The 12,680-nt window shown below is 64.2% G+C and carries 8 protein-coding genes; 5 read left to right on the top strand and 3 right to left on the bottom strand.

The window, feature by feature from the left end; all coding sequences use genetic code 11:
- Window positions 1-101 precede the first annotated feature (101 nt).
- From IL252_RS02645 to rad50, 4 genes are read left to right on the top strand one after another with little or no spacing between them, the layout of a single operon-like run.
- Entirely contained in the window at window positions 102-380 is a 279-nt protein-coding gene (locus tag IL252_RS02645) for a helix-turn-helix domain-containing protein (RefSeq protein WP_015763848.1), read from the top strand.
- A 41-nt stretch (window positions 381-421) separates the two neighbouring features.
- Complete coding sequence (locus IL252_RS02640; protein ID WP_170094935.1) at window positions 422-775, top strand: hypothetical protein; 354 nt, start codon at window positions 422-424, stop codon at window positions 773-775.
- Window positions 772-2,067: a DNA double-strand break repair protein Mre11 gene (gene mre11, locus IL252_RS02635; RefSeq protein WP_208626512.1), complete on the top strand. Its 1,296-nt coding sequence runs from the start codon at window positions 772-774 to the stop codon at window positions 2,065-2,067. The genes IL252_RS02640 and mre11 overlap by 4 nt, the downstream gene beginning before the upstream one ends.
- A gap of 31 nt (window positions 2,068-2,098) precedes the next feature.
- Window positions 2,099-4,774, top strand: a complete 2,676-nt coding sequence (gene rad50, locus IL252_RS02630; RefSeq protein ID WP_208626510.1) for a DNA double-strand break repair ATPase Rad50 — start codon at window positions 2,099-2,101, stop codon at window positions 4,772-4,774.
- Here rad50 and IL252_RS02625 read toward each other — a convergent pair.
- From IL252_RS02625 to IL252_RS02615, 3 genes are all read right to left on the bottom strand, one after another.
- Window positions 4,771-5,196 carry a hypothetical protein gene (locus IL252_RS02625; protein WP_208626509.1) on the bottom strand — a complete coding sequence of 142 codons (426 nt, stop codon included), beginning with the start codon at window positions 5,194-5,196 and terminating at the stop codon, window positions 4,771-4,773. The two genes, rad50 and IL252_RS02625, sit on opposite strands and share 4 nt — an antisense overlap.
- Window positions 5,197-5,310: 114 nt before the next feature.
- Window positions 5,311-5,697 (bottom strand): hypothetical protein, encoded by a 387-nt coding sequence (locus IL252_RS02620; RefSeq protein ID WP_208626507.1) that lies wholly within the window; start codon window positions 5,695-5,697, stop codon window positions 5,311-5,313.
- A gap of 43 nt (window positions 5,698-5,740) precedes the next feature.
- Entirely contained in the window at window positions 5,741-5,929 is a 189-nt protein-coding gene (locus IL252_RS02615) for a hypothetical protein (RefSeq protein WP_208626506.1), read from the bottom strand.
- A gap of 144 nt (window positions 5,930-6,073) precedes the next feature.
- On the opposite strand from IL252_RS02615, the gene IL252_RS17565 reads away from it, so the two are divergent.
- The gene (locus tag IL252_RS17565; RefSeq protein ID WP_244256738.1) at window positions 6,074-12,628 is read left to right on the top strand and encodes a DNA polymerase domain-containing protein; all 6,555 of its coding nucleotides are present in this window, start codon (window positions 6,074-6,076) and stop codon (window positions 12,626-12,628) included.
- Window positions 12,629-12,680 lie beyond the last annotated feature (52 nt).

The following is a 12,680-nucleotide window of genomic DNA, read 5'->3' as shown; positions in this document are numbered from 1 at the left end:
TGGCGTCTCAGGTGTTTCGACCCTCGCGACCGATAGATTATTGTAAGTAATTAAATGGAACAGTAAATATTATCACTCTGTATTTCCAACGGTGGGATACGATGAGCACGTCAGAACTCGATCGACCCGGTGGTGCATCGGAGCCGACGACCGTCGAGTGGGACGCGGTCCGCGAACTCCCGCCGAGTGCCAAACTCGTCGCGAAGGTCCTGGAGTACAACGGAACGCTCACCCAGAGCCAACTCTCCGAGGAGACGCTGTTGCCCGCACGGACCGTCCGCTACGCGCTCAACCGCCTCGAAGAGGCGGGGGCCGTCGACTCCCGGTTCTCCTTCGCGGACGCACGGAAGCGCATCTACACCCTGACCGTCGAGCAGTAGCGCGCCACAGCCTTTTGTGTGAACGCGCCACAGCCCGCCTCGTGACCGACGAAGCGACAGTCAAGGCGCGGCTTCGTGCGCTCGCAGACACCGACGACACCGATCGCTCGGACGCGACGCCGACCGCCCTCCAGGCCGAGCACAGGGAGACGATCGAACGGGCGACCGACGCACTCGACGATCTGGCGGCGGCCGCGGCCTTCGTCGACGACGGCGGACTGGCGGACCTCGAACGAGCCGTCGAGGCGGCCGAGGAGTCGGTCAGCGCCGCCAGCCAGCGCGGACGCGAGACACTCGCTGCGTACCGGCGGTACCGGGCCGCTGCGTCGGGCGATCAGTTTCACCCCGGTCGCGGAACCTCTTTAGGCGACGGTGCCAAAGTCGAGAGCAGATGACGCGGGTCATACACACCGGCGACACCCACATCGGGTACCAGCAGTACCACGTGCCCGAGCGCCGGGACGACTTCCTGGACGCGTTCCGACAGGTCGTCGACGACGCGATCGGTTCGGGGGCCGACGCCGTCGTCCACGCTGGCGACCTGTTTCACGACCGGCGACCGACGCTCACGGACGTGCTCGGAACGCTGGACGTACTGGAGCGACTCGACGACGCCGACATCCCGTTTCTGGCCGTCGTCGGCAACCACGAGGCAAAGCGCGACGCCCAGTGGCTCGACCTCTACGAGTCGCTGGGGCTGGCGACGCGTCTCGACGACGAACCGCGCGTGATCGGAGACACGGCCTTCTACGGCCTCGACTACGTCCCGCGCTCACAGCGCGACGCACTCGACTACGACTTCGGGTCCCACGACGCGGATCACGCCGCGCTGGTCAGTCACGGCCAGTTCCAGCCCTTCGACTACGGCACCTGGGACGCGACGGCCATCGTCGACGAGGCCACCGTCGACTTCGACGCGCTCCTGCTGGGCGACGAACACACGCCCGGAACGAAGCAGGTCGACGAGACGTGGCTCACCTACTGTGGGTCGACCGAGCGTGCCAGCGCGGACGAGCGCGACGACCGGGGGTACAACATCGTCACGTTCGACGGCGACGTGACCATCACGCGCCGGGGGCTCGACACCCGCGAGTTCGTCTTCGTCGAGGTCGAGCTGGCCGGCGACGAGGGGCTCGAACACGTCCGTGAGCGCGTCGGCGAGTACGATCTGACCGACGCGGTCGTGATCGTCCACGTCGACGGCGAGGGCGAGCCGATCACGCCGGCCGGCATCGAGGAGTTCGCGCTCGAACGGGGAGCGCTGGTCGCGCGCGTCACCGACCACCGGGAGTTCGCCGACGAACGCGAGGTGGAGGTGAGCTTCGCTGACCCCGACGAGGCCGTCCACGAGCGCGTGCGGGAACTCGGTCTGAGCGAAGCAGCCCGAGACATCGACGAGACGATTCGCGCCTCGAAGGTCCCCGACTCGAACGTCGCCGACACCGTCGAAGAGCGCGTCGCCGACCTCGTCGAAGCGGGCGATCTGGCGGTCTTCGAGGGTGCCGACGCCGAGAGCGCGCACCCAGAGACCGAAGCCGACGGCGGCCACGCACCGACTGACGACCGCAGTTCCGCGTCGGACGAGAGGGCCGACGACGCCACGGCAGACCAGCCAGCCGACGACGCCGCTGGCGAGACGGAGTCAGGGGACCCGGACGACCAGTCGACGATGGAGGAGTACCTGTGAGAGACGACGCTGTCTCCCGAGAGGTGGTCGCATGAGGATCTCTCGGGTCCGGATGGAGAACTTCAAGTGTTACGGCGAGGCCGACCTGCGACTCGACCGCGGCGTGACGATCATTCACGGGCTCAACGGCAGCGGGAAGTCCTCGCTGCTCGAGGCCTGTTTCTTCGCGCTCTACGGGACCAAGGCCCTCGACGAGAACCTCGACGAGATCGTCTCGATCGGGGCCGACGACGCGACCGTCGAGCTGTGGTTCACCCACGGCGGCGGCGACTTCCACATCGAGCGCCGCGTCCGGGCGACGGGCGAGCGAGCGACGACCGCCAAGTGCGTCCTCGAAACGCCGGAGGGGAGCTTCGACGGCGCTCGCGCCGTCCGCCGCCGCGTCACCGAACTCCTCCGGATGGACAGCGAGGCGTTCGTCAACTGCGCGTACGTCAGGCAGGGCGAGGTCAACAAGCTGATCAACGCCTCGCCGGGCCAGCGCCAGGACATGCTCGACGACCTCCTCCAGCTCGGGAAGCTAGAGGAGTACCGCGAGCGGGCAAGCGACGCCCGCGTCGGCATCGGCCGCGTCCGCGACGACAAACAGGGCGCGCTGGGCCAGCTCGAAGAGCAGATCGCCGAGAAGGAGGAGCGTGACCTCTACGATCGCCTCAACGAACTCCGGAGCCAGATCGTCGAGACCAGCGAGGAGATCGAACGCATCGAAGGCCAGCGCGAGCGGGCAGTCCAGACCCGCGACGACGCCCAGTCGATCATCGACGACTACGAGGAGAAACAGGCCGAACTCGACGAACTCGAAGCCGAGATCGACGAGCTCCGAGAGACGATCGCAGAGACCGAACGGGAGCGAGACGAGATCGACGAGCGGATTCGGGACCGAAAGGAGACGCTGAGCGAGCGCGAGACGGAACTGCGCGAGGCTGTCGCCGAGAGCGACCTCGACAGCGCCGACTCCGACGCCGTCGCCGAGCGGATCGACGAACTGACCGCCCGCGACGACGAGCTGCGAGACCGGATCGAAGCCCAGCGGGTCGCGGCCTCGGAACACGGCAGCGAGGCCGAGTCGCTGCGCGAGAGCGCCGCGACTCTCGACGAGCGGGCCACGGAGAAACGCGAGGAGGCCGAGCGACTCGAAGCCGAGGTGGCCGACACCCGTGCGGACGTACGGGAACGGCGCGACCAGCTCGACGAGATCGACGAACGAATCGAGACACTCGCGGCCCGCTTCGAGGACGCACCGGTGGATCGAGACGGCGTCGAAGACCACCGCGACGAGGTCGCGTCGGCGCTCGAAGACGCACGCCAGCGGGTCACGGAACTGGAGACGACGCTCGAAGCCGAACGCGAGCGCGTCGCCGAGGCCCAGCAACTCCTCGACGCCGGAAAGTGTCCGGAGTGCGGGCAGGACGTAACAGACTCGCCTCACGTCGAGGAGATCGACGAACGGCGCGACCGCATCGAGGAACACGAGCGTGAACTCGACGCGGCCCGAGAGGCGGTGACGACCCGCGAGGAGCGACTCGAACGAGCCGAGCAACTCGTCGAGACGGCCGCCGAGATCGAGACCCTGGAGACGAGACGCGACGACGTTACACGCTTGATCGAGGACCGCGAGTCGGGGCTCGACGAGGAGGAAGACCGGATCGACGAGCTCCGGGCCGACGCCGAGGCGTTGGCGTCGGAGGCCGACGAGAAGCGCGAGGCGGCCACCGAGGCCGAGCAAGCGGCCCAGGAGTGTCGCGACGTCGTCGCCGACTGCAATCAGCAGCGCCAGGAGTGCAAGACGGAGCTGGAACGGCTCGAACGCATCGAGACGCTGCTCGCGGCGGTCGAGGAGTGCGAAGACGACCTCGAACGACTGCGCGAGCAGCGCCAGCAGAAAGACGAGATCAACGACGAGCGCCGCGAGCGACTCGCCGACAAGCGAGAGCGCACGTCCGCCCTCGAAGCGGAGTTCGACGACGCGAACGTCGAGGAGGCCCGCGCGGAACGCGAGCGGGCGACGGAGTACATCCAGCAGGCAGACGAGAAGCTCGACGAACTCCGGGCCGAACGCGACGACTTGCAGGCGAGCGCCGGAGCCGTCGAAAACGAGATCGAAGCCCTGGAGGAGCTCCGTGAGCGCCGCGACGAACTGGCGGCGACAGTCGAGAAGCTCGCGACGCTGTACGAGGAGGCCGAGGAGCTGGAGTCGATGTACGGCACCGTCCGCGCGGAACTGCGCCAGCGCAACGTCGAGACGCTCGAACGGATGCTCAACGACGTGTTCGATCTGGTCTACCAGAACGACTCGTACTCTCACATCGAACTCGACGGGGAGTACCAGCTGACGGTGTACCAGAAAGACGGCGAGGCGCTCGATCCCGAGCAACTCTCCGGGGGCGAGCGCGCGCTGTTCAACCTCAGCCTCCGGTGTGCGATCTACCGCCTGCTGGCCGAGGGGATCGAGGGGGCTGCGCCGATGCCGCCGCTGATCCTCGACGAGCCGACCGTCTTTCTCGACTCCGGACACGTCTCACAGCTGCTCGGCCTGATCGAGTTCATGCGTGACGACGTGGGCGTCGAGCAGATCGTCGTCGTCAGCCACGACGAGGAACTCGTCGGTGCGGCCGACGCGCTGGTCCGCGTCGAGAAGGACTCGACGACCAACCGCTCGACGGCACAGCGGGTCGAGGCGGGCGTCGTCGCGGACGCCGCGGACTAGTCGCCCCGCAGCGTCGCCAGTGCCTCGCTGGCGAGTGCAGTGGTGTCGTACCCGCGACCGCCCGGCACGTCCGCCTCCGTGACCAGCCCGGCAGCGCGAAACTCCGCCAGCAGGCCGTGGAGATCACTCTCGCAGAGTTCGTACCGGTCGAGGAGGACGCGCACGTCCGTCGGACCGCGCGCTTCGAGTGCCACCAACAGCCCCAGCGCGCGGTCGTCGTGTGTGGCGGTCACGACTCGACGGAGCGGCTCGGACACCGCAGTTGCCGCCGTCGAGAGCGGGCTCGTCTCCGTCACCGGTTCGAGAGCGTCGTTCGGGAGGTGGCGCTCCTCGCCGGTCGCCGGATCGCGGACGAGACTCGACTCGCTGGACTGCTTGACCAGCAGATACCGATCGCCGTCCCGGTCTTCCACAGTTCGCATCGGTCGCCGTTCGGCCGGAACGCGTGTAGGTGTTGTGTTGTTTCCAGACCGAGCAGTCCGAGTGCAGTGTCGGTCGTCAAATCGCGTGGGCGAACACCGCCGACGGCGACGGTCTCACCGAGCGTCTTCCGGCCGATCCCGGCGGAAGCCGTAGTACCTGACGAGCCCGTACACGAGCGCCAGCGCGCCGACGGCGAAAATCTGGAGGCCCCGGTCCCAGTCGCCCAGAAAGTATCCGAACATCGGGCCGACGGCGAGGCCGAAGACGGCGACGTTGAACACCAACACCAGTTTCCAGAACAGGCGGACGCTCTCGGCGTCGGCGTCGGCCGCGCCCGGTTCCGGTGGTTCGGGAATCTCCGGCCCCATCGATTCCGGGTCGGTCTCTGTCCCGGGGGCGGTCGGCACTCCCGGACCGATCTGTTCGGGGTCGGGACCGTCGACCGATGGGGGCGTCGGCCCCTCATCCGCGGCGCTATCGTCTGGCTCGTCGCTGCTCACGTCCGGGCTTTCGTGCCATCGGGCAAAAGCAGTTCGCCCTGGCCTACACGCGCTCGGTCAGCGCGACGGCCGAATCCGTCTGGAGCCAGGCCAGCGGGTTCTCGGCGTCGTAGAACACTGTCCCCTCGTCGGTCTCGTAGGTCTCGGTCGTCTCTACTGCCGACGGTAGTCCGGGTTCGGAGCGTCGTTCCTCCGTGCTGTCCCACTCGTCTGCGTGTGCGTTGTCCGACATGGGGACTCGAACGTAGGTATGTTATGAGTTACCATATACCTTCTGGCTGCGACCATACTTTCGTCTTGCGATTCGAGCGACACGTTGGGCCGTGGATCGCCGACCGCCGTAGTTTTTATCGGGCATCCCGAACGACGCCACATCATGAGCGAGCAGGGCCAGCAGGACCTCGGCGCGTTCGTCGACAGCGACGACTCTGACGACGAACGCGACGTCGCCGAAGAGGCCGCTGCGGTCGCGGGCACGACCGCCTCGACCGCCGACGTGGTCGACGCCAGCGAGCGACTCTTCGAGGACGTCGAGGAGACGGTTTCGATGGCCGTCACCCAGATCGACTACACCATCGAGGGGCGCGGCGACGACGAGTACCCGGTCATCCACGTCTTCGGCCGGACCGAGGACGAGAACGCCGTCCACGCCCGCATCTACGACTTTCGACCGTACTTCTACGCGCCCGCAGACAACGTCTCCGAGGAGCGGCTGCGAGGCTACGACAGCATCACCGGCTGGGAGGAGACCGACGCAGACGGCGATCCCTACGAGTCGATCCGGGGCGAGCGCCTCGTCAAGATCTTCGGTCGGACGCCCCGCGACGTGGGACAGATCCGCGACGAGTTCGACCACTACGAGGCCGACATCCTCTTTCCCAACCGGTTTCTCATCGACAAGGGCCTGACCAGCGGCATCGAAGTCCCGCGCAGAGAGGACGACGACGGCAGTCTCAAGGTCCACCACGCGGAGGTCGCGCCCGCGAACGTGCAGGCGACACCGCGGGTCAACGTCTTCGACATCGAGGTCGACGACCGCTCGGGGTTCCCCGAAGACGGCGAGGAGCCGATCGTCTGCCTGACGAGCCACGACTCCTACCGCGACGAGTACGTCCTCTGGCTGTACGAAGCCCCAGAGGGCGTCGCCGGGCCGGACTCTCTGCCCGACTACGAGCCCATCGAGGGGGCGATCGACGTGGACGTTCGGCGCTTCACCGAGGAGGAGGCGATGCTGGAGTCGTTCGTCGACTACGTCGAGACGACGGACCCGGACATCCTCAGCGGCTGGAACTTCGACGACTTCGACGCACCGTACTTCCTCGACCGACTGGAGGAACTCCAGGGCCCACACCACGACTACGACCTGCGTATCGACCGGCTCTCGCGGGTCGACGAGGTCTGGCGCTCGGGCTGGGGCGGCCCCGACATCAAGGGGCGGGTCGTCTTCGACCTCCTCTATGCCTACCAGCGGACCCAGTTCAGCGAACTCGACTCCTACCGGCTCGACGCGGTCGGCGAGGTGGAACTGGGCGTCGGCAAGGAACGCTATCCCGGCGACATCGGCGACCTCTGGGAGGACGACCCCGAACGTCTGCTGGAGTACAACCTCCGGGACGTGGAGTTGTGTGTCGAACTCGACCGCGATCAGGACATCGTCGCCTTCTGGGACGAGGTCCGGACCTTCGTCGGCTGTAAGCTCGAAGACGCGACGACGCCCGGCGACGCCGTCGACATGTACGTCCTGCACAAGCTCCACGGCGAGTACGCACTCCCCTCCAAGGGCCAACAGGAGAGCGAGGACTACGAGGGTGGGGCCGTCTTCGATCCGATCACCGGCGTCAGAGAGAACGTGACGGTGCTTGACCTGAAATGTTTCAGTAGAGACACTGACGTGCTGACCCCCGAGGGTCCGAAGGACATCACCGAAATCGAAGTGGGCGACGAGGTCTACACGCTGAATCCGGACACGTTCGAGTGTGAGATCAAGCCGGTCGCCGAGACACACCAGTACGAGAACCAGTTCGGTGAGCTTCACCATCTGTCGGGCAACACGCACGACCTCAAAGTGACGGAAAACCATCGCTTCCTGCTCTCCTCGGAACGGGGGTGGGACGAGCAGACGCCTGACGACTTCGAGTTCGCCGAATACCGCGACATTCCTGAGTGCGAGCGATTCGCGTTCCCACAACATGAACCGATGGCAGGACGTTCACCGGAGTCGTTCGAACTCGTCGACGAGGTTTCCGGTGGGCACGTCGTGGTCTATTCTGACGACGACCTCAGAGTGTTCCGAAACGCGATGCCCGATCCAGTCGTCAATTCGCTTGATCTCGTCCACGGGTCGTCGGAAGCCATGGGTATACAGCAGTCCGTCGGCAAGTACCTGATCCCGATCTCGGTCTATCGTTCGCATCGCGAAGTCATCGACGAACACGCAGACGACGTGTTCCTGAAGTTCGATTCGGGCCATCGAGAGACGCCGTTCTCGTTCGAGATGGGGAACTGGCTCGAGCTGCTCGGGTGGTACGTCACAGAGGGCAGCATCGACGAAGTGAACGGCCGAATCACGATTCACCAGGACGATGGGACGGAACGAGCGGCGATCCAAAACCTCGTGGCCGAGATGGGAATCAACCACAACGTCGACGAGCGCGGCATCAACATCTCGAACGTGTTCCTGGAGGAGTGGCTGGTCGAGAACTGTGGCAAGGGGTACGCCGAGAAGCGACTGCCAGACTGGGTGTTTGGACTCGACTCGGAACTCCTGAAGGTCCTGTTAACTACGATGATTCGAGGGGATGGGAGCCGAGCCGAATCTGGACTCGGGAAGTTCTGGACGAAGAGCGACCAGCTGAAAGACGATATTGTCGATCTCGCCGTCCGGTGTGGCTACAAACCGACGGCGTCGAAACAGTCCGACGGAACGTGGTACGTCTCGATCGGCAAGCGCGGCTCTTTCAAGAAGTCCTCGAACGCGACGATCGAAGACCACGACGGTGATGTCTACTGCATCACGGCCGAGGATAACCACGTCGTGATGGCGGGACGTAACGGGAATTACCAGTGGGTCGGCCAGTCGCTGTATCCGATGTGCATGGTGACGACCAACGCGAGCCCGGAGACGAAGGTCGATCCCGAATCCTACGACGGCGAGACCTACCGAGCACCGAACGGGACCCACTTCCGGAAGGAACCGGACGGAGCCATCCGAGAGATGGTCGACGAACTCCTGTCAGAACGCGAGGAGAAAAAATCACTGCGAAACGACCACGACCCCGACGAGGACGCCTACGAGCGCTACGACCGGCAGCAAGCAGCTGTCAAGGTGATTATGAACTGCTTTACGCCGGACACCGAGGTCGTCACGCCCGAGGGCGTTCGCGACATCACGGACCTCGAAGTCGGCGACGAAGTGTACTCTCTCGATCCGGAAACGATGCGCATGGAGGTCAAGCCGGTCGTCGAGACCCACGACTACCCCGACTATCGGGGCGACCTCGTCGACATCGAGACGAGTAAGATCGACTTCCGAGTGACGCCGAACCACCGGATGCTCGTCCGGAAGAACGAGACCAACGGGATCACCGAAGACGAGTACGGGTTCGTCGAAGCGGGCGAACTCGATCGAGCGACGAACTACGAACTGCCACACGACTGGGACGGTCCCGACGGTGAGCGGCTCAACGAGGTGGATCTGACCGAGCACGTCGACGACTACGAGGTGTGGGTCCGTCCCGAAGTCCACGGCCACACATTCGCCGCAGAGATCGGCTACTACCCGGAGACCGTCCTGAAAAACGACATCGGTGTCGAGGGATACGTCTTCGACCCGGAATCGTTCGAAGAGCACCGTGAATACATCGAAGACGTGGCCGAACAGACATACGTCCACGCCGAGAGCGGCCGGAAGTGGATCCCACGTACGTTCGATGGCGACGACTTCCTCGAACTCCTCGCCTGGTACATCACCGAAGGGAACGTCGACACGTCCGCTGAGAAGCAGTTCGGCGACAAGAAACGAGGGGCGGCGACGACGGTCAAGATCGCACAGGACGCCGTCACCGACGGCGGACACTCTGATCACGCGTCGATCGGCGAACTCCTCGATCGGATGGCGTTCGACTACTCCGTCGACGACCGGAGTTACCAGTTCACGTCGACGCTACTGGGGAACGTGCTCCGGGACCTGTGTGGCGACGGGAGTTTCGAGAAGCGGATCCCGGAACTCGTCTTCGACGCCGCCCGCGAACAGAAAGAACGGTTCCTCGATACGCTGATTGCCGGTGACGGTGATCGGGGAGAACACTCCTGGCGCTACACCACGTCGAGCGAACGGCTCCGTGACGACGTACTACGACTCTGTGCCCATCTCGGACTGACAGCCCACTACAGGCGCGATAGCGGCTCGTGGCGAATTCACGCGAGCGAAGACGCGAAGAACACACTCAGAATGCACCGGAACGGCGGCGAAAGTACGGCTGAAGACGGCGTCCACTGCGTCACCGTCGAGGACAACCACACGCTGCTGGCCGGTCGAAACGGGAAGTTCCAGTTCGTCGGCCAGTCACTCTATGGCGTTCTCGGCTGGGACCGATTCCGACTCTACGACAAGGAGATGGGGGCGGCAGTTACGGCGACCGGTCGTGAGGTCATCGACTACACCGACGAAGTCGTCGCCAGAGAGGGGTACGAGGTCGTCTACGGGGATAGCGTTACAGGGAACCGGCCGATCGTCGTCCGCGACCCTGCCGGCCAGATTCGGATACAACCCATCGCAGAGCTGTTCGACCGTGCGGATAGTGCCGTCGAGGAGCGGCCGGCACTGGTACATGATGGGGGTACAGCTTCCAGTAGTGGGATGTCGAAGGACCGACGGCCGCTGTCGGGCTGGGAGGCACTCTCGGTCGATGACGACGGTGCGACTGAGTGGCGACGGATAACACAGGTTATCCGCCACGAGACAGACAAAGACGTTGTCACGCTCCAGCACAAGTTCGGCGAGTCGACCACGACGAGGGATCACTCCTACGTCGTGGAGGAAGACGGAACTCTTGTTGAGCGGACTCCGAACGATGTCACGGAACCGCTCCGGGTTGACGATATCCCCAGCGTCGACAGTATCGAGTCGGTCGATATTTACGAGGTGCTGGAGGGGTATTCGCGTACGTACACCGACGGCCGGAGCGTTGGCTCCGAGCACGCGGTCGAGAAGACAAAGCAGATACACACGGATGGGGAGTGGGTCTGGTTCGGCCACAGCCATCACGACGAAATCGATACATACCCGAAAGTCAAGCGGCACGTCGACCTCCAAAGCGAAGACGGGCGTGCACTCGTTCGGCTCCTCGCTGCGTACGTTTCGGAGGGGAGCTCCTCCACGGCTGAAACGACTGCCAGCCGCTTCGGAGCCAGTATCTGTGAGTCGCGACGGGAGTGGTTAGAACAGTTACAGACAGACTACCACCGATTGTTCGCTGACACGGAAGCCAGTATCATCGCGAGCGATGCGGGAGACCGACGGACGGTCGAGTACGAGACTGGTGCCGGTGGGGCGTCTGCGACGTATGACGATGAGACGAAGAAACTACAGATGATGAACGAGTTGGCGGCCGTCTTCTTCCGTGAGTTCGCAGGACAAACGTCGCGTGGCAAGCAAATCCCATCGTTCGTATTCCATCTGCCAGAGGACCTGCAATCGTTGTTCCTCGACGTACTGGTAGAAGGTGACGGATCACGGGAGTTCCCACGCTACTCGGACGCCTACAGCGAGCGGAACTTCGACTTCGAGACGACGAGCCGTCGACTGGCTGGTGGACTCTCGATGTTACTCACTCAGCGCGGAGAGAAACACTCGCTAAAATATCGTGATGCCAAGGACAGCTACACGATCCGAACGTGTGACTACTATCGATCTGGCCGTGACCCAGTCGTCTCGGAGACGAACTACGATGGATACGTGTACGATCTGAGTGTCGAAGAAAACGAGAACTTCGTCGATGCGGTGGGCGGTATCGTACTTCACAACACCGACTCTGTCATGCTACAGGTCGGAGACATCGGCCCGGACGACGTCGAAGGCGACGTTGTGGTCACCGACGAGATGCGAGCGAAACATCCCGAGATGGACGACGGCGAACTGGAGACCGTCGCGGCGACGATCCAGAAGGGGTTCGAACTCGAAGAGACGATCAACGAGGCCTACGACGATTTTGCCCTCGAAGAACTCAACGCACAGTTCCACCGCTTCCAGATCGAGTTCGAGAAGCTCTATCGGCGGTTCTTCCAGGCCGGCAAGAAGAAGCGCTACGCCGGCCACATCGTCTGGAAGGAGGGCAAAGACGTCGACGACATCGACATCACGGGCTTCGAGTACCAGCGCTCTGACATCGCCCCGATCACCAAACGCGTCCAGAAGGAGGTCATCGACATGATCGTCCACGGCGAGGACGCCGACACGATCAAGGAGTACGTCCACGACGTGATCGAGGACTACCAGGCCGGCAACGTCGATCCGGAGGACGTGGGTATCCCCGGCGGCATCGGCCAGAAACTCGACAACTACGACACCGACACGGCCCAGGTGCGTGGGGCGAAGTACGCCAACATGCTGCTGGGGACGAACTTCCAGAGCGGGTCGAAACCCAAACGGCTCTACCTGGATCGAGTCCACGACGACTTCTTCCAGCGGATCGAGGCCGAGAAGGGGCTCGACCCCTCGAAGGATCCGCTGTACGGCGAGTTCCGCCGCGATCCGGACGTGATCTGTTTCGAGTTCGCCGACCAGATTCCCGAGGAGTTCGAGGTCGACTGGGAGAAGATGCTCGACAAGACGCTGAAGGGTCCGATCGCTCGCATCCTCGAAGCGATGGGCATCTCGTGGGACGAGGTCAAGTCCGGCCAGGAACAGACCGGCCTCGGCCAGTTCATGTAGACCGGCGGGCGTTCCGACACGGGTGACCGTATCCTTTTCACTCGGGCCGGCC

The organism is Halomicrobium sp. IBSBa (assembly GCF_017612575.1).
Lineage (GTDB): Archaea > Halobacteriota > Halobacteria > Halobacteriales > Haloarculaceae > Halomicrobium.
The sequence above is the reverse complement of the archived record's forward strand: the minus strand, read 5'-3'. Positions and strand labels throughout refer to the sequence as shown.

What these genes read in the sequence shown, in the direction of transcription:
- IL252_RS02615 (WP_208626506.1), bottom strand. Translation starts at nt 5,929, where the DNA reads ATGTCGGACAACGCACACGCAGACGAGTGGGACAGCACGGAGGAACGA.
- IL252_RS17565 (WP_244256738.1), top strand. Translation starts at nt 6,074, where the DNA reads ATGAGCGAGCAGGGCCAGCAGGACCTCGGCGCGTTCGTCGACAGCGAC.
- IL252_RS02625 (WP_208626509.1), bottom strand. Translation starts at nt 5,196, where the DNA reads ATGCGAACTGTGGAAGACCGGGACGGCGATCGGTATCTGCTGGTCAAG.
- rad50 (WP_208626510.1), top strand. Translation starts at nt 2,099, where the DNA reads ATGAGGATCTCTCGGGTCCGGATGGAGAACTTCAAGTGTTACGGCGAG.
- IL252_RS02645 (WP_015763848.1), top strand. Translation starts at nt 102, where the DNA reads ATGAGCACGTCAGAACTCGATCGACCCGGTGGTGCATCGGAGCCGACG.
- mre11 (WP_208626512.1), top strand. Translation starts at nt 772, where the DNA reads ATGACGCGGGTCATACACACCGGCGACACCCACATCGGGTACCAGCAG.